Here is a 20,595-nt window from a genome sequence, read left to right as displayed (position 1 = left end):
CACGCTCCTTCCCGAGGTTGCCATGCCCTTCATGCCCGTTCCCTATGTCATCGAGCAGACCCACCGCGGAGAGCGCTCGTACGACATCTACAGCCGGCTCCTGAAGGACCGGATCGTCATGCTGGGGACGGAGATCGACGATGACGTGGCCAACGTCATCGTCTCCCAGCTCCTGTTCCTCGAGTCCGAGGATCCGGACAAGGACATCAACCTCTACGTCAACTCGCCCGGCGGGTCGGTGACGGCGGGCCTCGCCATCTATGACACGATGCAGTACGTGAAGCCCAACGTGTCCACCATCTGCGTGGGCCAGGCGGCCTCCATGGGCGCCGTGCTCCTGCTCGCCGGGGCGAAGGGCAAGCGCTACGCCCTGCCCAGCTCGCGCATCATGATCCACCAGCCTCTGGGCGGGGTGCGCGGGCAGGCCACGGACATCGAGATCCAGGCCAAGGAAATCCTCCGGATGCGCGCCAAGCTCAACGAGCTCATCGTCAAGCACACGGGGCAGCCCATCGAGCGTGTCGAAAAGGACACGGATCGCGACTACTTCATGGGCGCCGCCGAGGCCAAGGCCTACGGCATCATCGACGAGGTGCAGAACCCCCGGAAGATCCTCCTGCCCCCGGGCGAGCGCAAGTAGGACTCCTTCCAGGCAGTCACGAGCCGGGGCCGCGGGAATGACGTACCGCGTCTCCGGCTTTTGTTTCCCGGCGCCGGCGGTTCAAGGGCGTTAAGTATCCCACAGGTGCGTGGACGGCCCCCAAGGGGACTGACTAGATTGGTCGTGGGCAGGGGGAGCGGGCTGGTCGGTGAGAGCGCACCTCCAGGCGGTTTGCAGCGAGGGCTTACATGGCGGGCAAGAACGTGGAGAAGCGAGACAACCAATCCCTCTGCTGTTCGTTCTGCGGCAAGTCGCAGAAAGAGGTGAAGAAGCTCATCGCCGGGCCGACGGTCTACATCTGCGACGAGTGCATCGGCCTGTGCAACGACATCATCGCGGAGGAGATCGACCGCGAGGAGACCAAGGACACGAAGCTGCGCATCCCGCGGCCCAGTGAGATCAAGGCCATCCTCGACGAGTACGTGGTGGGTCAGGAGCGCGCCAAGAAGGCCCTCTCCGTGGCGGTGCACAACCACTACAAGCGCATCGAGTCCAAGGTCGCCATGGACGACGTGGAGCTGCAGAAGAGCAACATCCTCCTGCTCGGCCCCACCGGCAGCGGCAAGACGCTGCTGGCCCAGACGCTCGCGCGCATCCTCAACGTGCCCTTCACCATCGCCGACGCCACGTGCCTCACCGAGGCCGGCTACGTGGGCGAGGACGTCGAGAACATCATCGTCAACCTGCTCCAGGCGGCGGATCACGACATCGAGCGCGCCCAGCGCGGCATCGTCTACATCGACGAGATCGACAAGATCGCGCGCAAGTCGGAGAACCCCTCCATCACCCGCGACGTGTCGGGCGAGGGCGTGCAGCAGGCGCTCCTGAAGATCATCGAGGGCACCATCGCCAACGTGCCGCCCAAGGGGGGCCGCAAGCACCCGCAGCAGGAGTTCCTGCAGGTGGACACGACGAACATCCTCTTCATCTGCGGCGGCGCCTTCGGCGGCCTGGAGCAGGTGATCGAGCGGCGCCTGGGCGGGCGCAGCCTCGGCTTCGGCGCGGACATCCAGTCCAAGCGCCAGCGCAACCTCACCGAGCTGCTCAAGCACGTGGAGCCGGAGGACCTGCTCAAGTTCGGCATGATCCCCGAGTTCATCGGCCGCCTGCCCATCGTCACGGCGCTCGAGGAGCTGGATGAGCCGGCGCTCGTCAACATCCTCAGCCAGCCGAAGAACGCGCTGACCAAGCAGTACAAGAAGCTCTTCGATCTGGACGGCATCTCGCTGAAGTTCACGGACGGGGCGCTCAAGGCGATCTCCTCCGAGGCCATCCGCCGCAAGGCGGGCGCCCGCGGCCTGCGCTCCATCCTGGAGACGGCCATGCTGGACGTCATGTACGAGCTGCCCTCGCGCAAGACGGCCCGCGAGGTCGTCATCTCCGAGGAGGTCATCCTCAAGAAGAGCGAGCCGGTGGTGCTCCACTCCCAGGACAACAAGGAGAAGGAGCCCGAGCCGAAGAAGGAAAGCGCCTGACGGAGTCCTGGTGACTCCCCGAACGCCCCCGCCCCTCCCGCGCGCCCGCGTGGAAGAGCCGGGGGCGTTGTCTTGCCCGCGCCGTCACTGAAGGAGACCCGCCCGGAATGAACTACCCGCCCACGAGGACCGAGGCGGTGGTGGACACCCTGCACGGCGTGCCGGTGCCCGACCCCTATCGCTGGCTGGAGGACGAGCGCTCCCCGGAGGTCCAGGCGTGGATGCGCGCCCAGGACGCCTTCACCCGCGAGCACCTCGCCCGGGTGCCCGGCCGCGACGCCCTGCGCCGGCGCTTCACCGAGCTCTTCTACGTGGAGTCCCTGTCCGCGCCCGCCGTGCGCGGCGAGCGCTACTTCTATGTCCGCACCCACAAGGACAAGGAGAAGGCCGTCCTCTACTGGCGCGAGGGCGAGAAGGGCGAGGAGCGGGTGTTGCTGGATCCCAACACCTGGAGCACGGACGGCACGGTGTCGCTCGGCCTGTGGTCGCCCTCGTGGGACGGGCGCAAGCTGGCCTTCACCCGCAAGCCCAACGCCGCGGACGAGGCCATCCTCCATGTGCTGGACGTGGACTCGGGCACGTGGAGCGAGGTGGACGTCATCCCCGGGGCCAAGTACGCCTCGCCGAGCTGGACGCCGGACAGCGCGTCCTTCTACTACGCGTGGCTGCCCACGGACCCCTCCATCCCCGTGGCCGAGCGGCCCGGCTACACCGAGCTGCGTCTGCACCGCCTGGGCACGCCTCCGGACGCGGACCCCGTGGTGCACCCGCGCACCGGCGACCCCAAGACGTTCCTCAACGGCCACGTCAGCCGGGATGGCCAGTACCTCTTCGTCTACGTCACCCGCGGCTGGAGCGAGAACGACATCTGGTGGAAGCGGGTGGGGGAGAAGGACTTCCGCCTGCTCGTGAAGGGCGAGGGCGCCAAGTACTCGCTCGACGTCTGGCGCGACACCTTCTACGTCCTCACCGACGAGGGGGCTCCGCGCCAGCGCGTCTTCCGGGTGGAGCCGGAGCGGCCCGGGCGCGCGGACTGGAAGGAGCTTGTCCCGGAGGAGCCCGTGGCCTCGCTCCAGGGCCTCCACATCGTCGGGGGCCACCTGGCGCTGGAGTACCTCCAGGACGCCACCACCCGGGTGCGCCTGTTGACGCTCGGGGGCGAGCCCGTGTGCGACGTGGCCCTGCCGGGCGTGGGCGCCGCGAGCAACCTCTACGGCCTGGAAGACAGGGACGAGGCGTGGTTCGTCTTCAGCTCCTTCGTCACGCCCCCCCAGGTCTACAAGACGTTCGTGTCCACCGGACGCGTGGAGACCTGGGCCCGGGTGGAGCTGCCCCTCGAGCCCGAGCGCTACACCGTCGAGCAGGCCTTCTGCCGCTCCAAGGACGGCACGCGGGTGCCCGTGTTCCTCGTGCACCGCCGGGACCTGAAGCGCGATGGCGACCGGCCCGTGCTGCTCACCGGCTATGGGGGCTTCAACATCAGCCTCTTGCCGTCCTTCCGCGCCAGCATCTTCCCGTGGCTGGACGCGGGCGGGGTGTACGCGGTGGCCAACCTGCGCGGGGGTGGGGAGTACGGCACGGTCTGGCACGAGGCGGGCCGCCTGCACCGCAAGCAGAACGTCTTCGACGACTTCCACGCGGTGGCCGAGTTCCTCATCCACGAGCGCTATACCCGCCCGGGCCGCCTGGCCATCTCCGGGGGCAGCAACGGAGGCCTGCTGGTGGGGGCCGCCATGACCCAGCGCCCGGACCTGTTCGGCGCGGTGGTGTGCCAGGTGCCGTTGCTCGACATGGTGCGCTACCACCTGTTCGGCAGCGGCAAGACGTGGATCCCCGAATACGGCACCGCCGACAACTCCGCGGATTTCCAGGTGATTCACGCCTACTCGCCCTACCACCACGTGCGGCCGGGCACGGGGTACCCCGCCCTCCTGATGATGGCCGCGGACCACGATGATCGGGTGGATCCCCTGCATGCCAGGAAGTTCGTGGCCGCCGTGCAGGCGGCGTGCTCCCCGGCGCCCGCCCTGCTGCGCATCGAGGCCAACGCGGGCCATGGCGGCTCGGATCAAGTGGCCAAGGCGATCGAGTCCAGTGTGGACCTCTATGCCTTTCTCTCCAGCACCCTGGGCGTTACATGGGCCCCTTAATCATTCGGCGGAAAAAGGGCCTGGGGCCGCCAAAGCAGCGACCGGACACCCGGGGATGGCGGGGTGTTCCCTTGCTCGCAGGACAACGTTCCCCATCTTTCACGCAGGGAACGGCCGCTAGAATCGGCGTGTTATAGAAGCCGTCTTCACCCTGCCCGGACTCTGGGTGTCCGAGCGGGAAACTTTTACAGGGGCTTGCTGTCCAGGGTGGCAAGCAGGCAGGTGGCGAATACATGTTCTTCGGACGAGACGACAAGAAGGATGCCCAGAAGCGCGGCAGCACGATTCCGCTCCTCCCGCTGCGGGACATCATCGTCTTCCCGCACATGGTGGTCCCGCTGTTCGTCGGCCGCGAGAAGTCCATCGCGGCGCTGAAGGACGCGATGGCCCACAAGGGGCCCGATGACAAGGCCGTCATCCTGCTCGCCGCCCAGAAGAAGGCGAAGACGAACGATCCCACCGCCGATGACATCTTCCACTTCGGCACCATCGGCCACGTCATCCAGCTCCTGCCCCTGCCCGACGGCACCGTGAAGGTGCTCGTGGAGGGCGTGCGCCGCGCCAAGGTGAAGCGCTTCCAGCCCAACGACGCCTTCTTCATGGTCGAGGTCGAGGACGTCGAGGAGGTCAGCGAGAAGTCCGTGGAGCTCGAGGCGCTCGTGCGCAGCGTGCACTCGGTCTTCGAGGCCTTCGTCAAGCTCAACAAGCGCATCCCGCCCGAGATGCTCATGCAGGTGGCGAGCATCGATGACCCCGCGCGCCTGGCCGATACCATCGTCGCCCACCTGTCGCTCAAGCTGAACGACAAGCAGGCGCTGCTCGAGACCGAGAGCCCCGCCAAGCGGCTCGAGAAGCTCTACGAGCTGATGCAGGGCGAGATCGAGATCCTCCAGGTCGAGAAGAAGATCCGCACGCGCGTCAAGAAGCAGATGGAGAAGACCCAGAAGGAGTACTACCTGAATGAGCAGATGCAGGCCATTCAGAAGGAGCTGGGCGAGCGCGACGAGTTCAAGAACGAGATCCAGGAGATCGAGGAGAAGCTCAAGAACAAGCGCATGAGCAAGGAGGCCACGCTCAAGGTCAAGAAGGAGCTCAAGAAGCTCCGGATGATGAGCCCGATGAGCGCCGAGGCCACCGTCGTGCGCAACTACATCGACTGGATCATCAGCCTGCCCTGGTACGAGGAGACCCAGGACCGCCTGGACGTCGTCGAGGCCGAGCGCGTGCTCAACGAGGACCACTACGGCCTCAAGCGCCCCAAGGAGCGCATCCTCGAGTACCTGGCCGTGCAGCAGCTGGTGAAGAAGCTCAAGGGCCCCGTGCTCTGCTTCGTGGGGCCCCCGGGCGTCGGCAAGACGTCGCTCGCGCGCTCCATCGCCCGCGCCACCGGCCGCAAGTTCGTGCGCCTGTCGCTCGGCGGCGTGCGCGACGAGGCGGAGATCCGCGGCCACCGGCGCACGTACATCGGCGCCATGCCCGGCAAGCTCATCCAGTCGCTCAAGAAGGCGGGCAGCAACAACCCCGTCTTCCTGCTCGATGAGATCGACAAGATGTCCACCGACTTCCGCGGCGACCCGAGCGCGGCGCTGCTGGAGGTGCTGGACCCCGAGCAGAACCACAACTTCAACGACCACTACCTGGACCTCGACTACGACCTGTCCAAGGTGATGTTCATCTGCACCGCCAACACGATGCACAACATCCCCGGTCCCCTCCAGGACCGCATGGAGGTCATCCGCATCGCCGGCTACACCGAGCCGGAGAAGCTCAACATCGCGCGGCGCTACCTGCTGCCCAAGGAGCAGGAGGCCAACGGCGTCTCGGACCTGAAGATCGACTTCACCAACGAGGCGCTGCGCACCATCATCCACCGCTACACCCGCGAGTCCGGCGTGCGCTCGCTCGAGCGTGAGGTGGGTGGCGTGTACCGGAAGATCGCCCGGGACGTGCTCAAGAACGGCAAGCGCGACATCACCGTCGATCGCAAGCTGGTGATGAAGTACCTGGGCACTCCGCGCTTCCGCTACGGCATGGCCGAGCGCGAGGATCAGGTGGGCATCGTCACGGGCCTGGCCTGGACGGAGCTGGGCGGAGAGATCCTCACCACCGAGGCCACGGTGATGCCCGGCAAGGGCAAGCTCATCATCACCGGCAAGCTCGGCGAGGTGATGCAGGAGTCGGCCCAGGCCGCCATGTCCTACGTGCGCACGCGGGCGGACAAGTTCGGCATCGATCGCAAGATGTTCGAGAACTACGACATCCACGTGCACCTGCCCGAGGGCGCCATCCCCAAGGACGGCCCGTCCGCCGGCGTCACCATGTGCACCGCGCTCGTGTCCGCGCTCACCAAGGTCCAGGTGCGCCGCGACGTGGCCATGACGGGTGAAATCACCCTGCGCGGCCGCGTGCTGCCCATCGGTGGCCTCAAGGAGAAGACGCTCGCCGCGCACCGCGCCGGCATCAAGACCGTCCTCATCCCCAAGGCGAACAAGAAGGACCTCAAGGACATCCCCAAGAAGATCCGCGCCCAGCTGCGCATCGTCCCCGTGGAGTTCGTGGACGACGTGCTGCGCGAGGCCCTCGTCCTGGAGAAGCCCGAGGAGTTCGGTCGCAAGGAGCCGGCCAAGGTCACCGTGGAGCCCACGGCGGCGGTGTAAGGGCCCCGGCTTGAAGGTTGTGTAGTCCCCGCGGGCTCCAGGACTCGTCTCCTGGGGCCCGCGGTCTTTTCCACTCCCGTCCAGCGACGCGGTACAACCCCGGCTCCGTGGCTCCCCTCGCGCGCCCTCCTTCCTCCGCCCCGTTGCTCGCGCTGCTGCTCGTGGTCGCGGGCTGCGGCCGCTGTGGTTTCCAGCCCGAGCCGGGCGTCAAGGTGGTCGTCCCCTCGATGCCCACCACCCTCGACTGGAGCTACTCGGATCCCATCAACTGGGCCAACTACCCCGTCATGCTCGCCACCCAGCGCGGCCTCACCACGCTCGCGCCGGACCACTCCGTGCGGCCCGGGCTCGCCTCGAGCTGGGAGCGCTCCGTCAACGACTCGGGCCAGGAGGTCTACACCTTCCTCCTGCGCGAGGACGTGCGCTGGTCCGATGGCACCACGCCGCTCACCGCCCAGGACTTCGTCATGGGCTGGCACCGCGCCCTCCAGGGCCGCGAGCGCGGAGAGATGGCGGACCTCGCCGGCGCCGAGGAGGTGCTCGCCCTCCAGGAGCGGCGCGCCCCGGCCGAGCAGCTCCAGGCCGCGCTCGCTCGCACCGGCGTCGAGGCGATGGATGCTCACACCCTGCGCGTCACCCTGAGCCGGCCTCGGGGCTACTTCCTCTCGCGTCTGGCCAACGTCTACATCTTCTTTCCCGTGCCCTCGGCGGTGCTCGCGGGCCGCGGCGAGGAGGGCATCCGGGACTACTTCGATCGGCCCCGGGATGGACACCCGCTCGCGCTCGGCCCCTACCGCGTCGAGGCGTGGGATCGCGCCGGTGAGCGCGTGCGGCTCGTGCACAACCCGCACTCGGCCTTTCCTCCACCGCTCGGCCCCGGGGAGGAGATCGTCCCCGTGCTCACCTTGCTCAAGTCCGAGGTGGGTCCGGCCCTCTACGAGCGGGAGCGGGTGGACTTCGTCTTCGTCGACAGCGCCCTCGCGCTCCAGGGGAAGCCTCCGGCGGATCTCCAGCGCGAGCCGCTGCTCTCCACCTACTTCCTCGCCTTCAACACCGAGCGTGCTCCGCTGGATCGTCCCGAGGTGCGGCGCGCGATCTCCCAGGCCATCGATCGCGAGGCGCTCATGAAGGGTCTGTTGCCGCGGACCCGGCCCGGAAATGAGCTGCTGCCCCCGGAGCTGCCCGGTGCCGCCACGCCCGAGGAGGCGGCGCGGCTGCCCGACTTCGCGCCCGAGCGGGCCCGGGAGGTGCTGGCCGGGGGGCCCGGACTCGAGCGGCCCTTGCGGCTCGTCTACCGGGCGGGGGACTCCTTCGTGCCCGAGACGGCCATCGCCGAGCGCCTGGTCGCGCAGCTCTCCCGGGTGGGCATCCAGGTGACGCTGGATGCGCGCTCGGACTACTCCGCCGAGGTGGCCCGCCGCACGCCCGCGGGCCCTCGGGCCTATGATCTCTACCTGCGCCGCCTGGGCGCGGACTACGCGCACCCCAACACCTTCTTCACCCTCTTCGAGCGCAATGGTCTGCACCAGACGGGATGGGAGACGCAGCGCGGAGGCGAGCCCATGGCCCGCTTCGAGTCGCTGCTGGATCAGGCCGACGCCGAGGCCGACATCGCCCGGGCGCGCGAGCTGTACGCCCAGGCCCAGGCGCTCCTGCTCGACGAGATGGCGGTGATCGCGCCGCTCTACCATCCGGACCGCTACTTCCGGGTCCGCTCCTTCCTGCACGGCGTGGACGTGGACCCCTTCAACTTCCTGTCCCTGCGCGACCTGCGCCGGGCCGGGCCCCCCACGGAGGCGCGCTGAATCATGTCTCCCGTGTTCGTCCGCCTGGGCCGCCAACTGGTGCTCGTTCCCGTGGTGGCGCTCGCGTCCTACTTCCTCATGGCCGCGCTGCCCCTCACGAGCGAGGACGAGTCCAAGCGGCAGGTGCCACCCGAGGTGCTCGCCTCCTATCGCCGCGACCTCGGCCTGGGCGAGCCGCTTGGCTTCCTGCGGCCGTGGCAGAAGCTCGTGCGCGGCGAGCGGCTGGGCACGAGCGCCCAGGGTGTCACCGGGGATGAGCTGGCGTGGAAGCTGTCGGGCAGCGTGGGCGTGGGGTTGGTGGCGCTCGTGCTCGCGCTCGGGTGGGCCCTGGCCTACGCGCTGCTCCGGGCGAGGTGGCGCCGGGGCCGGCTCGCCGTGCTCTCCGACGTACTGCCCGCCATCGCCTTCGGCACGCCCGTCTTCATCCCCGCGCTGCTGCTCGCCCCCGAGGTGGTGGAGCGCGGCCACCTGCTGCCCGAGCTCTGCGCCGCGCTCGTCATCTCCGTGTGGCCCGGCATCTTCCTGGGCACCCTGGTGGTGGACGCGCTCGACACGGAGCTGGCGCGTGACTACGTGCGCACCGCGCTCGGCAAGGGCCTGTCTCCCCGCGTCGTGCTCTGGCGCCACGTGCTGCCCAACGTGCTGCCCGCCCTGTTGGATGCCGTGGGCCCCGTGGCCACCGCCCTGCTCGCCGGCTCCTTCGCCGCCGAGCGCGTCTTCGGCCTGCCCTACTTCGGTCAGCTCTACGTCCTCGCCGTGCTCCAGAAGCAGGTGGCCGTCGTGGTGGTGTCCACCACCGTGTTCGCCTCGCTGCTCGTCGTCGTCGGCCTGGCGGTGGAAGTCGTCCGCTTCCTCGTGGATCCCCGCGCCCGGGAGGTCTCCTCATGAGCCGCGTCCCCCCGAGGGCCTGGGTCGGGCTCGTGCTGCTCGTGGGCCTGGGGCTCGCGAGCTGGCTTGCCGGCCGGATGTTCCCCGAGGCCCTGTCCCACACCTGCCCCCTGGGCATGGATCCCTCCCACCCGGACCGGAGTGTGTGCGAGCTGGCATTCGGGGGCTTGTGGGTCTCCCTGGTGGTGGGCCTCGCGGCGGGGGCGGTGTCCACGGCGGTGGGGCTCGGGGTGGCGATGGCGGCCCGTGGCGCCGGGGGCTGGCTGGAGCATCAGATCCTGCGCGGGGTGGATGCCTTCTTCGCCCTGCCGGACGTGCTGGTGGTGATGGTGCTGCAACTGGCAGGGCAGTCCCTCCTGGACGCCGGGCAGGCGGGCGGGCTCGGCCCCTTCGGCCTGATGGTGGTGTCCCTGGCGCTGGTGGGGTGGGCGGGGCCGGCGCGCATGTTCCGCAACCGGCTCGCCACCCTGGAGGCCCAGGAGTTCGTCGCCGCCTCCCGGGCGCTCGGGGCGGGGCGGTGGCACCTCTCGCGCGTCCACCTCTGGCCGGCCCTGCGTCCCTTCGTCCTCGCCGTCTTCCTCAGCCGCCTGCCCACGGCGATCCTCACGGAATCCACCATCAGCTTCTTCGGCATCGCTCGGATGGAACCCATGTCGCTCGGCCGCTACCTCGGCACGAGCTATGCCGCGCTCATCTACGAAGGAGGCACACGCGTGGTGCTACCCGCGTGGATACTCCTGGTGTTGGTGGTGCTTGGCGCCTCTCTTGCTTCCCAGGGACTTGGGGCGGGAACGCGCCGCGTCTAGCCCGAGGGGGGGGAGGCGGTTCCGAAGGGCAGTGCCTAATGTGGAATCCCAGGCCCGGATGCATCCGTTGCCTATCAAATGAACTCTCTCACTTCAGCGAAGGTTGCCATGTCCATCGTCAACGAGGAGCTTCCCATCGCCACGGGTCACGCCCGGACCCGGGATGACGACAACCTCAAGCTGGAACAGGTCAAGGGCTCGGTCCTGATCGTCGAGGATGATCCGGCGCACCGCGAGCTGCTGGTGGAGCTGGTGAGCCAGTGGGGTTACGAGGCCCTGCCGGTGGGGAGCGCCGAGGAGGCCGAGTTCGCCGTGCGCAACAAGCGCATGGACGCGGCCATCGTGGACGTCTTCCTGCCCGGCCGCAGCGGCACCAACCTCATGGCCCGGCTGCGGGAGAAGTTCCCCCAGTCGGTGCTCATCGGGGTGAGTGCCATGAGCGACGCGTCCATGGCCCGCAAGTGCAAGGGCCTGGGCGCGGATCTGTTCATCGGCAAGCCCCTCAACCCGGAGAAGCTCGCCCAGGCGCTCCAGTCCCAGCACAAGAGCTGGCACTAGGCCCGCGCGGGCCCTGGCATGGGCCTGGGGGACGAATGGGTTGCGCTGAGAGGGGGAAGGGCGGAAACTTCCCTCTGTGCAGACACTCGTTCCTGGCCTCCTCGTGGCGATGCCACAACTGACGGACTCGAACTTCCGGCGCTCGGTGGTTCTCATGCTCGAGCATGGGGAAGCGGGCTCGATGGGCCTGGTCATCAACCGGGGGGCCTCCCTGACGTTGGGAGACCTGGCCAAGAACCAGTCCCTGGCGATCGCCCCCGAGCGCTCCCGGCAGCCCGTCTTCATGGGGGGCCCGGTGGAGAATCATCGGGGCTTCGTGCTGCACAACAACGAGCAGGTGACGGAGAAGCACGAGGTGGTGCCCGGGCTCTACCTGAGCCTCACCCTGGACACGCTCGGCCCCCTGCTCAAGGACCCGTCGTCCCACCTGCGCTTCTGCCTGGGGTATGCCAACTGGGGTCCCCACCAGTTGGAGAACGAGCTGGCCTCGGGGACCTGGCTCTTCGCCGAGGCCTCCGCTCGTCCGGTGCTCGAAGGCGACCCGGGTCTGCTATGGGACAGCACCCTGAAGAGCATGGGGGTGGATCCCGCCATGCTGCTCAAGGGGAAGGGACTGAACTGATGCTTGATCCGAATTTCATCCGCGAGCGGATTCTCGGCGCGCTGCCCGGCTCGGAAGTGGACGTGAACGACACCACCGGCACGGGCGACCACTTCGAGGCGCGCGTGGTGAGCCCGTCCTTCGCCGGCAAGTCCATGGTGGAGCAGCACCAACTGGTGTACGCGCCGCTGCAGCAGTGGTTGAAGTCCGGCGAGCTGCACGCGCTGGCGCTCAAGACCTATTCGCCCGAGCAGTGGAAGAAGCTCGGGTCCCGCTAACCAGGAGTGAGAGAGATGTCTCCGGAGCTCAAGGCCCGTTTCGACGCTGAAGTGAAGAACCACAAGATCGTGCTGTTCATGAAGGGCAACGCGCTCTTCCCCCAGTGCGGCTTCTCCGCGCGCGCGCTGCAGATTTTGCAGCAGCACGGCGAGGTGCACACGGTGGACGTGCTGGCCGACCCGGCGGTACGCCAGGGCATCAAGGACTACTCCAACTGGCCCACCATTCCGCAGGTGTTCATCCACGGGAAGTTCGTGGGTGGCTCGGACATCCTCATGGAGCTGGAGGAGCGCGGCGAGCTGGCGGACCTGGTGGCGGGCAAGGCCCCGGCCTGAGTCTCCCCGAGGCCCTCTCGTGCTGACGCGAGAGGGCCCGAGCACCCCCGTGACGCGCAGGTTCTGGACCCGACGTGGCCGCCCCCCGACTGAGTGAAGAGAAGCCCGAGGCGTTCGAGCCGGAGATGGCGGAGTCCTCGTCCGTGGGACCCCTGGGGCTCGTCTCGCCGCCGGAAGCGCGGGAGGAAGCACGCGAGGCCCCTTCGTGGGCGGAGCGGCTCCGGGCCTTCCGGGCGCGCCATGCGAAGGCGGAGTTGGCGCTGCTGTTCTTCGCGAGCTTCGCGTACGACATCCTCACGCTGCCGCGCATCGACAACCGCTTCACGCTCACCAAGCAGGGGCTGTTCCTCGCCGTGCTGGGGTGGTTGTTGTGGCTGGAGCTGCGCTGGCGCGAGGGCGCCGCGCCTCCAAAGGGCCTGTCCCGGGTGTGGCGCTTTCGCGAGGACGCGCTGCACTTGCTGCTCGGCGGCCTGCTGAGTCCCTACACGCTCTTCTATTTCAAGAGCGCCTCCGGGCTGACGTCGTTCCTGTTCCTCGCGAGCGTCTTCGGGGTGCTGGTGGCCAACGAGCTGCCGCGCTTCCGGGCGCGGGGGCCGGTGGTGCGCGTGGGGCTCTACGCCTTCTGCCTCACCTCGTACTTCGCGTACCTGCTGCCCGTGGTGCGTGGCTACTACAGCGGGATGTTGTTCCTGTGGGCCGCGGGCCTGTCCGCCGCGGTGATGGGCGCGCTCGCGGTGTTGGTGCACGGCCGGAAGCGCGAGGGCCGACATCCGTGGTGGCACATCCTCGTGCCGGGGTGGGGGGTGCAGGTGGTGCTGCTCGGCCTGTACGCGCTCAAGGCGATTCCCCCGGTGCCCTTGTCCCTGCTCTCGAGCGGCATCTACCACGACGTGCAGGTGGTGAAGGGGCCTTGGGGCCGCGACTACCGGCTGCTGCACGAGGGCGGTGGGTGGGAGCCCTGGGCGAGAGGGGATCAGGACTTCCGGGCGCGCCCGGGCGATCGGGTCTACTTCTTCGCCAGCATCTTCGCGCCCACGAGCTTCAAGCCCCAGTCTTCGGGAGACAAGGGCACGCGACTGCTGTTGCGCTGGGAGTACGACGATCCGAAGAAGGGCTGGACGGAGTTCCACACCTACGATGGGCTGTACCTGGGACAGGGCGGGAGGGATCGCGGCTTCCGCACGTTCGCGTACCTGACGGCGCCCCGGCCTGGCGACTGGCGCGTCTCCCTGGAGACCGAGGATGGGCGGGAGGTGGGCCGCCTGTCCTTCACCGTCACGCCCGATACCTCCACGCAGGAGCGCGAGTTCAAGGTGACGGCGGGCTGAGACTCAGGCCGGGTGGGGCGCCTCCGCCCTCAGCAGGGCGAGCTGTCCCAGGAGCACGGGGACGGCGGTCTCCACCCGGAGGATGCGCGGCCCGAGCGAGAAGGGGCGGAAGCCGTGCCGCGCCAGGAGGTCGGCCTCGAAGGGTACCCAGCCGCCATCGGGTCCCACGGCGAGCACCACGCGCGGCGCGGCCTGGACGCCCACCCGGGTGAGGGGCTCGGGCGCGGGCGGGTGGGGCAGGAGGCGGAGCGCCTCGGTGCCGAAGAGCGTGTCGAGCTCGTCCTCGACGAAGGGACGGAAGCGCTCGCGCACGAGCACCTCGGGCAGCCGGGTGTCGCGTGCCTGCTCGAGCCCCTGGAGGAGGAGCTCCGCGACGAAGTCCCCGGCGAGCACCTTGGAGTCGAAGTAGCTCTTCTCCACGCGGGCGGCGTTGACGAGCACGACGCGGTCCACGCCGAGCTGGGCCACGGCGGGCAGCACGCGCTTGAGGGCCTTGGGGCGGGGAATGGCGAGCACCAGGTCCACGCCCGCTCGGGGAGGAGGCGGCTCGGTGAGGGTGACGCGCAGGCGGAGCAGGCCGGGGGAGTTTTCCAGCACCTCGCCAGTGCCCACGAGCCCTCCGAGCTGGCCCACCCGGAGTGACTCGCCGGGCTCGGCGCGGAGCACCTCGCGGGCGTGCTGGGCGCGGCGGCCCGTCATCTGGACGGTGCCGTCGGGGAGGAAATCCGAGTCGTGGAGGAGGAGCAGGTTCACGGGTTCTTGTCCTACCTTGCCGCGAGTCCCGGGGGCCGATAAAGCGCGGGGGTGCGTTCTCTCTGTCTGCGGTGCCTCCGTCCCCAGGCCACGTGCTACTGCGCGCGCGTGCCCCGGGTGGACTCGCGCACCCACGTCGTCTTCCTCCAGCACCCCCGCGAGCGGCGGGTGGCCATCGGTACCGCCCGCATGGCGCACCTGTCCCTGCCCAACTCCGAGCTGCACGTGGGCGTGGACTTCTCCGGCCACGCCCGGCTCACCGAGCTCGCCGCCCGCCCCGAGCGCGTCGCCGTCCTCTTCCCCGGCGAGGAGGCCATGTCCCTCGAGGAGGCGAGGGCGAATCCCCCCGAGACGCTCATCGTGGTGGATGGCACCTGGCCGCTCGCGCGCAAGCTGGTGAAAACGAATCCGCTGCTCGCGGGCCTGCCGCGCATCGGCTTCGTCCCGCGCCGCCCGAGCAACTACCGCATCCGCGCCGAGCCGGCCGACCACTGCGTCTCCACCATCGAGGCCGTGGTGGAGGTGCTGGGCCTGCTCGAGGGCGGCCAGGAGCGCTTCGACACCCTGCTCGGCGCCTTCGACTTCATGGTGGACACGCAGCTCGAGCGTCAGTCGACGCGCGAGGGCCCGGGGCGCAAGCGCCTCTACAAGGCCCCCTGGCGTCCGCCCCTGGAGCTGCGCTCCATCTCCGAGGACTTCGAGCACCTGGTGCTCCTCTACGCCGAGGCCAACGCGCACCCCCAGGAGGAGAACCTCCCCTCGGAGCTGGTGCACCTGGTGGCGGTGCGTCCCTCCACTGGCGAGCGTCTGGAGGCGGTGCTCGCGCCGCGCCAGCCGCTCGCGCGCAGCACGTCCCTGCACGTGGAGCTGCCCGAGGCGGAGCTGCTCGCGGGCGAGTCCGTGGAGTTGGGCCTCGCGCGCTTCCAGGCCTTCCTGCGCCCGGGGGACAAGCTGGCGGTGTGGACGACGTTCGCGTTGGAGCTGCTGCGGCGCGACGGCTTCCCCGTGCCCGAGGCGGTGAACGTGCGGCTCGCGAGCGCGCGGGCGCTCAAGCAGAAGACGGGAGGGGTGGAGCAGGCGGCGGAGCTGCTGGGGGCGCCTCGGTGCGAGCCCTGGGCCCGGGGGCGCGCCGGTCGGCGCATCGCGGCCCTGGAGGCGGTGGTCCGTGCCCTGGCGGAGCGGGGCCGGGCCACCGAGCCCCCCGTCCGGCGGTCCATGGCACCGGGCCATGTCCAGCCGGAACGGGGTGGGGGGAACTAGCTCACGTGGGGTCCGGCCGCGGCGTCTTGGGGCCGCTGGCGGGCAGCGACGGCTTGGCGATGTAGCTCGAGGGCAGCTCGCCGGTGAGCGCGTCGAGGAAGGCGACGATGTTCTGGGTCTCGGCCGCGGAGAGCTGCTTGCCGAGCTGGTGCTGGGCCATGAGCTTCACGGCCGTCTGCAGATCGGAGATGGAGCCGTCGTGGAAGTAGGGCCCCGTGCGCGCGACGTTGCGCAGGGTGGGCACGCGGAAGACCATCCGGTCCGTCTCGCGCTTCGTCACGTCGTAGCGGCCCTGATCCTTGGTGGGGTAGGGGATGATGACGCCGAGCTTCACCAGCGAGCCGCCCAGGGCGGGGCCGTAGTGGCACTGCTGGCAGCCCTGGTCCAGGAACGTCTTGAGGCCGGCCTTCTCCGCGTGGGTGAGCGCCTGCTCGTCCCCGGCGAGGTACTTGTCGAAGCGCGAGGGGGTGACGAGCTGCCGCTCGAAGGCGCCAATGGCCTTGGCCAGGTTGTCGTACGTGACGGGGTCTTCCTGTCCGGGGAAGGTCTTCTGGAAGGCGGTGACGTAGCCGGGAATGGACTTGAGCGTCTCGACGACGTGCTCGGCGCTGGGCATCGCCATTTCCACGGGGTTGAGGATGGGGCCCTTGGCCTGATCCTCCAGGGTGGCGGCGCGGCCGTCCCAGAACTGGGTGAGGTGGGCACCGGAGTTGTACACCGTGGGCGAGTTGCGTCCGCCGAGCTGGCCCTTGTGGCCGGTGGAGAAGGACTTGCCGTCCACGCCGAACCGGTTCAGGTCGTGGCAGCTGTTGCAGGAGAGCTGCTGGTTCTTCGACAGGCGGGTGTCGAAGTACAGCATCCGGCCCAGCTCCACCTTCTCCGCGGTGATGGGGTTCTTCGCGTCCTCGAACCGGCCAGGCAGCGCCTTGAACGCGGTGAGCTGCGCGCGGTGGATGATGACGTTCTGGGCGGCGGAGGTCAGCGCCTCCACGGAGGGCTGCGCCGGCTGCGCGAAGGCGGAGGCCCCGGCGGTGGCGGTGACGACGAGGAGAGGACGAACGAGGGTCTTGAAGGTCATGGAGTCTGCTCTCACTGAGCTTCGCGGCCGGGAACTCCTGTCGGAGCAAGGTGGGGGACGCCGGAAGCGAGCGTGAAACTAGCAGTCTCCTGGGCAGCGAGGGAACCCACGGAGGGCCTCGCATCCCGGCCAGCCAGGCAGGCGGCTAGTCGCCGAACACCGTCACGCAGTACTTCGCGTAGAGGCCGAGGATGTTCTCGAACTTGTGGTCCACGTGGGTGATGCGGGTGATGTTGGCCTTGCGGGCCGCGTCCGAGGCGGTGGCGTCTCCGGTGGTGACGATGCCCAGGATGGACGTCACGCAGCCCTCGGCGCTCTTGCTGCCCAGCCGCGCCTGCTCGTTGATGAACTCGCGCGCCGACGTGGACGCGTAGAGCGACGTGGTCCCGATGACGGGGCGGCCCATGAACGCCACGCCCGCGCAACCCGATAGGGCCGTGACTCCCAGGGTCAACAGGGCCAGGGCGGACTGTTTGTTCATCAGGTGCATGGGTCCTCGCTCGGTCCAGAGGCGGCCGTGCCGCAGCATCTAACCCGCGAGTGACGCGGAGGCAAATTCCAGGTGCCTCAGGACCTCGCCCCACCCTCGACGGGCAGCGGACGCGCGCGCCACGCCGAGGAATCCGGGGTTTGGCGGCCGGAGCGGCCCAGGCGTTTGCCCAACCACGCAATTCCGTAACACACCGCGAGCAGGGTGATGCCCACGAGCAGCGTGGCCGGCAGTCCCAGCGTGGGGCCCACGCGGCCGGCGAGTCCCGCGGTGCCTGCCCAGCCGTACACCACGGGCAGGTGCAGCACGTAGAGCCACAGGGACGCGCGGCCCAGCGGCGCCAGGGGCCGGGTGAGCAACTGGGGCAGCAAGCTGATGGCGCCGAGCACCAGGAGGCCCTCGCCCACGCGGAAGGCGACGAGCCACGCGCTGGTGGGGCTCCAGTCCGCGGTCAGGCGCGAGGTCAGCCCCAGCAGGCCCGCGCCCAGCGCGCCCAGCGCCAGGCCCTGGGGCCACCCCGGCCGCAGCGCTCGCGACAGGTGGGCGGTGAGCGCTCCGGCGAAGAAGAAGCCCGCCCAGGGAAAGAGCGGAAAACGCGAGCCCGGCATGCCCACCGCCTGCCGCAGCTCGATGGGCCCCGGCTCGGCGGCGCCCCAGGCCCAGGTGCTCGCCAGCGGAATGCCCACCGCCAGCACGGCCAGGGCGATGGCCCGGGTCCAGGTGCCGCGCGCGAGGGCGAGCACCACGGCGCCCACTCCCAGGCTCACGCCGATGCACTGCAGGGCATCGAAGGCGAAGAGGCGCTCGCGCAACTCCTCGCCCCAGCCGAGCCAGTGCACGGTGGCCCAGCCCGGCCAGTGCACGAAGTAGCCGAGGAAGAGCAGCAGCAGCGCCCGCCGCAGCCGGCGGCCCAGCGTCTGGCCCGCGCGCTCCCGGGAGGAGCCGAGCGCCGCCACCACCGCGAAGCCCGCCACCAGCAGGAACAGGGGCGCGGTGATGCCACGCAGCGTCCAGTACTGTTGCACCCACGGGTGGGCGCGCATCTCCGGGGCGAGCAGGGCGTCCAGCGTGTGCCCGAGCACCATGGCCACCACGGCCAGGCCGCGGGCCGCGTCGAGCCCGGGATGACGGGGCGAGGGCGTACGCAGATCGAAGAGCGAGGTGCCAGGTCGGGTCACGGCGCCCGATCATAGAGGCAAGTTCCCCTCACGTCTCGAAAACCGCGGCCCTTCCTCCCTCTCCAGGCTGGCGTGGGCTCATTCGCGATGGTGTCATGGCGCGAATGCGCCTGTTCGTGAGTCGACCCGCCGTGCTGACCGTGTTGCTGACCGTGTTGGTGTTCGCGCCGCTTCCGGCCTGGAGTCAGTGGGACGAGCCATCCACGGTGGATCCCTGGTTGTCCTCGGACAAGGCGGCGCACTTCGGGGTGAGCGCGGGGCTGGCGGTGGCGGGCTACGCGGGGGGGGCGTTCCTCTTCGCGGCGCCCGAGGCTCGCTGGCTCACGGGCGCGGGGCTGTCGCTCGGCGTGGGGGTGGCCAAGGAGTTCTTCGACGCGGGGCGGGGGAGCATCTTCTCCTGGAAGGATCTCACCTGGGACGTGCTGGGGATGGCCACCGGGTTGACGCTGTCCTGGGCCGTGGATCGGCTCTTCTTCCAGCGCGACGGAGCGGGGCGGGGCGCGGCCATGGGGCCTGTCCGGGAGCCTGCCCTCCGGGTGGACGGGGCAGGGCTCCCGGCAAGGATGAGCTTCACCCTGGCCGTGTCACCCGGTGGGCGGGGCCATCCCCAAGGAGGGCCGGGTAATGGTAGGACAGTGCCCGTGGTGTTGTTCCTGATGGGAGGTTGGTAGATGAAGCGCAATCGGCTCTGGCTGGGCATGGGACTCTTGTCCCTGGGTGCCCTCTCCACTTCTTGCAGCAAGGAGGCCCCCGCGCCCCAGGCCGCGCCGGCCCCCACCGCCGCGCCAAAGGCCGCGCCGGCTCCCACCGCCGCGGCGCCGGAGCCCCCGCCGCAGATGGCCTACGCGAAGCTCGTCTCCTTCTTCCGCCCCTCCGCCTCCCAGGCCGCCGCGGCGAAGAAGGACTCCCCGGAGCGCATCGCCCTGGGGCGCATGCTCTTCTTCGAGCCGCGCCTGTCGAAGAACCACGACATCTCCTGCAACACCTGCCATGACCTGGCCTCCTTCGGCGTGGACGGCAAGGCCACGTCCCCGGGACACAAGGGCCAGATGGGCAACCGCAACTCGCCCACCGTCTTCCACGCCGCTGGCCACATCGCCCAGTTCTGGGACGGCCGCGCCGCCACCCTGGAGGAGCAGGCCGCAGGGCCGATGCTCAACCCGGCGGAGATGGCCATGCCCAGCGAGAAGCACGTGCTGGCCACGCTCAACTCCATCCCCCAATACGTGAAGTCCTTCAAGACGGCCTTCCCGGGGGACAAGAAGCCCGTGAGCGTCACCAACGTCGCGCGCTCCCTGGCCGCCTTCGAGCGCGAGCTGCTCACCACCTCGCGCTTCGACAAGTACCTCGCCGGAGACGAGCAGGCCCTGAGCGAGCAGGAGCGGCGCGGGCTCAACCTCTTCGCCGGCTCCGGCTGCACCACGTGCCACAACGGCCCCTCCGTGGGCGGCACCTCCTTCCAGAAGCTCGGCCTCATCGAGGACTACCCCACCGAGGACAAGGGCCGCTTCGACGTGACGCAGGACGAGGAGGACATGCACAAGTTCCGCGTGCCCACCCTGCGCAACGTGGAGAAGACCGGCCCCTGGTTCCATGACGGCTCGGTCAAGGAACTGGCCACCGCGGTGCGCCTCATGGGCAAGCACCAGCTCGGCATGACCCTGAGCGACTCCGAGGTGGACGACATCGTCGCCTTCCTCAAGAGCCTCACCGGGGAGCTGCCCGGGCCCGAGCTGCTCGCGCCCCCGGCCCTGCCGCCCAGCACCGCCAGCACCCCCAAGCCGGATCCCACCTAAAGACTCGCCTCTTGGGCCGGGGGGCATTAGGAAGGCGGCGCCATGCTCACTCTGCTCTTCAAGGCCCACTCCGGGCTGCGCTACCTGGTCCTCCTCGTCGGGCTCGTCGCCCTCGCCTACTTCGTCTACGGGTTCGCCACGAAGCGTCCCGTGGACAAGAAGGTGCGCATCCTCGGCTCCAGCTTCGCCGGCCTGCTCGACACGCAGATCCTCCTGGGCCTCGTGCTGCTGGGCGCCGGCTGGCCCTTCCGTCCCATCCTCTGGGGCCACCTGACGCTCATGCTGCTGGCGGCCGTGCTGGCCCACGTCCTGCTCGTCATCAACCGCAAGCGGCCCCAGCCCGGCTTCCTCCTGCCGCTCATCGCCGTGGGGGGCGCCCTGCTGCTCGTCGTCGGGGGCATCCTCGCCATTGGCCGCGGCGTGTTCGCCTCCACCTCCCTCGGTGGATGACACGATTCTTCCCTCTCGTAGGATGTCACATCCCGTGCGGGACTGTG

General features: G+C 69.4%; 20 protein-coding genes. 16 read left to right on the top strand and 4 right to left on the bottom strand.

Annotated elements, in window-relative coordinates; all coding sequences use genetic code 11:
- Nucleotides 1-22: 22 nt before the first annotated feature.
- From clpP to CYFUS_RS36870, 12 genes are all read left to right on the top strand, one after another.
- On the top strand, nt 23-640 hold the full coding sequence (gene clpP / locus CYFUS_RS36925) for an ATP-dependent Clp endopeptidase proteolytic subunit ClpP (protein ID WP_095989474.1): 618 nt from the start codon (nt 23-25) through the stop codon (nt 638-640).
- A 209-nt stretch (nt 641-849) separates the two neighbouring features.
- Nucleotides 850-2,136, top strand: coding sequence for an ATP-dependent Clp protease ATP-binding subunit ClpX (gene clpX / locus CYFUS_RS36920; protein WP_071897261.1), 1,287 nt, complete (start codon nt 850-852; stop codon nt 2,134-2,136).
- A 107-nt stretch (nt 2,137-2,243) separates the two neighbouring features.
- Nucleotides 2,244-4,286 carry a prolyl oligopeptidase family serine peptidase gene (locus tag CYFUS_RS36915; RefSeq protein WP_095989473.1) on the top strand — a complete coding sequence of 681 codons (2,043 nt, stop codon included), beginning with the start codon at nt 2,244-2,246 and terminating at the stop codon, nt 4,284-4,286.
- Nucleotides 4,287-4,519: 233 nt separating this feature from the next.
- Nucleotides 4,520-6,943 (top strand): endopeptidase La, encoded by a 2,424-nt coding sequence (gene lon, locus CYFUS_RS36910; RefSeq protein WP_095989472.1) that lies wholly within the window; start codon nt 4,520-4,522, stop codon nt 6,941-6,943.
- Between the two features lie 107 nt (nt 6,944-7,050).
- The gene (locus CYFUS_RS36905) at nt 7,051-8,748 is read left to right on the top strand and encodes a peptide ABC transporter substrate-binding protein (protein WP_095989471.1); all 1,698 of its coding nucleotides are present in this window, start codon (nt 7,051-7,053) and stop codon (nt 8,746-8,748) included.
- A gap of 3 nt (nt 8,749-8,751) precedes the next feature.
- On the top strand, nt 8,752-9,636 hold the full coding sequence (locus CYFUS_RS36900; RefSeq protein ID WP_095989470.1) for an ABC transporter permease subunit: 885 nt from the start codon (nt 8,752-8,754) through the stop codon (nt 9,634-9,636).
- Nucleotides 9,633-10,442, top strand: a complete 810-nt coding sequence (locus CYFUS_RS36895; RefSeq protein ID WP_095989469.1) for an ABC transporter permease — start codon at nt 9,633-9,635, stop codon at nt 10,440-10,442. Before CYFUS_RS36900 ends, CYFUS_RS36895 begins: the two co-directional genes overlap by 4 nt.
- A gap of 108 nt (nt 10,443-10,550) precedes the next feature.
- Nucleotides 10,551-11,000, top strand: coding sequence for a response regulator (locus CYFUS_RS36890; protein ID WP_095989468.1), 450 nt, complete (start codon nt 10,551-10,553; stop codon nt 10,998-11,000).
- A 76-nt stretch (nt 11,001-11,076) separates the two neighbouring features.
- The gene (locus CYFUS_RS36885; RefSeq protein ID WP_095989467.1) at nt 11,077-11,622 is read left to right on the top strand and encodes a YqgE/AlgH family protein; all 546 of its coding nucleotides are present in this window, start codon (nt 11,077-11,079) and stop codon (nt 11,620-11,622) included.
- Nucleotides 11,622-11,879, top strand: coding sequence for a BolA family protein (locus CYFUS_RS36880; protein ID WP_002624860.1), 258 nt, complete (start codon nt 11,622-11,624; stop codon nt 11,877-11,879). Before CYFUS_RS36885 ends, CYFUS_RS36880 begins: the two co-directional genes overlap by 1 nt.
- Before the next feature lie 15 nt (nt 11,880-11,894).
- On the top strand, nt 11,895-12,215 hold the full coding sequence (gene grxD, locus CYFUS_RS36875; protein WP_095989466.1) for a Grx4 family monothiol glutaredoxin: 321 nt from the start codon (nt 11,895-11,897) through the stop codon (nt 12,213-12,215).
- A 74-nt stretch (nt 12,216-12,289) separates the two neighbouring features.
- Nucleotides 12,290-13,543: a DUF2914 domain-containing protein gene (locus tag CYFUS_RS36870; protein ID WP_095989465.1), complete on the top strand. Its 1,254-nt coding sequence runs from the start codon at nt 12,290-12,292 to the stop codon at nt 13,541-13,543.
- Nucleotides 13,544-13,546: 3 nt separating this feature from the next.
- Here CYFUS_RS36870 and CYFUS_RS36865 read toward each other — a convergent pair whose 3' ends face one another.
- Complete coding sequence (locus CYFUS_RS36865; protein ID WP_095989464.1) at nt 13,547-14,296, bottom strand: 16S rRNA (uracil(1498)-N(3))-methyltransferase; 750 nt, start codon at nt 14,294-14,296, stop codon at nt 13,547-13,549.
- Between the two features lie 51 nt (nt 14,297-14,347).
- On the opposite strand from CYFUS_RS36865, the gene CYFUS_RS36860 reads away from it, so the two are divergent.
- Nucleotides 14,348-15,556 (top strand): tRNA-uridine aminocarboxypropyltransferase, encoded by a 1,209-nt coding sequence (locus CYFUS_RS36860; RefSeq protein WP_095989463.1) that lies wholly within the window; start codon nt 14,348-14,350, stop codon nt 15,554-15,556.
- A gap of 1 nt (nt 15,557) precedes the next feature.
- Here CYFUS_RS36860 and CYFUS_RS36855 read toward each other — a convergent pair whose 3' ends face one another.
- From CYFUS_RS36855 to CYFUS_RS36845, 3 genes are all read right to left on the bottom strand, one after another.
- A complete protein-coding gene (locus tag CYFUS_RS36855) occupies nt 15,558-16,634 on the bottom strand; it encodes a cytochrome-c peroxidase (RefSeq protein WP_095989462.1) in 1,077 nt (358 codons plus the stop codon).
- Between the two features lie 145 nt (nt 16,635-16,779).
- Entirely contained in the window at nt 16,780-17,115 is a 336-nt protein-coding gene (locus CYFUS_RS36850) for a TRL-like family protein (protein ID WP_157758875.1), read from the bottom strand.
- A gap of 86 nt (nt 17,116-17,201) precedes the next feature.
- On the bottom strand, nt 17,202-18,302 hold the full coding sequence (locus CYFUS_RS36845) for an acyltransferase family protein (protein WP_095989460.1): 1,101 nt from the start codon (nt 18,300-18,302) through the stop codon (nt 17,202-17,204).
- 116 nt (nt 18,303-18,418) lie between these two features.
- On the opposite strand from CYFUS_RS36845, the gene CYFUS_RS51995 reads away from it, so the two are divergent.
- From CYFUS_RS51995 to CYFUS_RS36830, 3 genes are read left to right on the top strand one after another with little or no spacing between them, the layout of a single operon-like run.
- Entirely contained in the window at nt 18,419-18,973 is a 555-nt protein-coding gene (locus CYFUS_RS51995) for a YfiM family protein (protein WP_198316266.1), read from the top strand.
- Nucleotides 18,974-20,098 carry a cytochrome-c peroxidase gene (locus tag CYFUS_RS36835; RefSeq protein WP_095989459.1) on the top strand — a complete coding sequence of 375 codons (1,125 nt, stop codon included), beginning with the start codon at nt 18,974-18,976 and terminating at the stop codon, nt 20,096-20,098.
- A gap of 42 nt (nt 20,099-20,140) precedes the next feature.
- On the top strand, nt 20,141-20,548 hold the full coding sequence (locus CYFUS_RS36830; RefSeq protein ID WP_095989458.1) for a hypothetical protein: 408 nt from the start codon (nt 20,141-20,143) through the stop codon (nt 20,546-20,548).
- Nucleotides 20,549-20,595: the final 47 nt, after the last annotated feature.

The organism is Cystobacter fuscus, assembly GCF_002305875.1.
In the GTDB taxonomy this organism is placed as follows: Bacteria; Myxococcota; Myxococcia; order Myxococcales; family Myxococcaceae; genus Cystobacter; species Cystobacter fuscus_A.
This window is presented reverse-complemented; position numbering and strand designations above follow the sequence as displayed.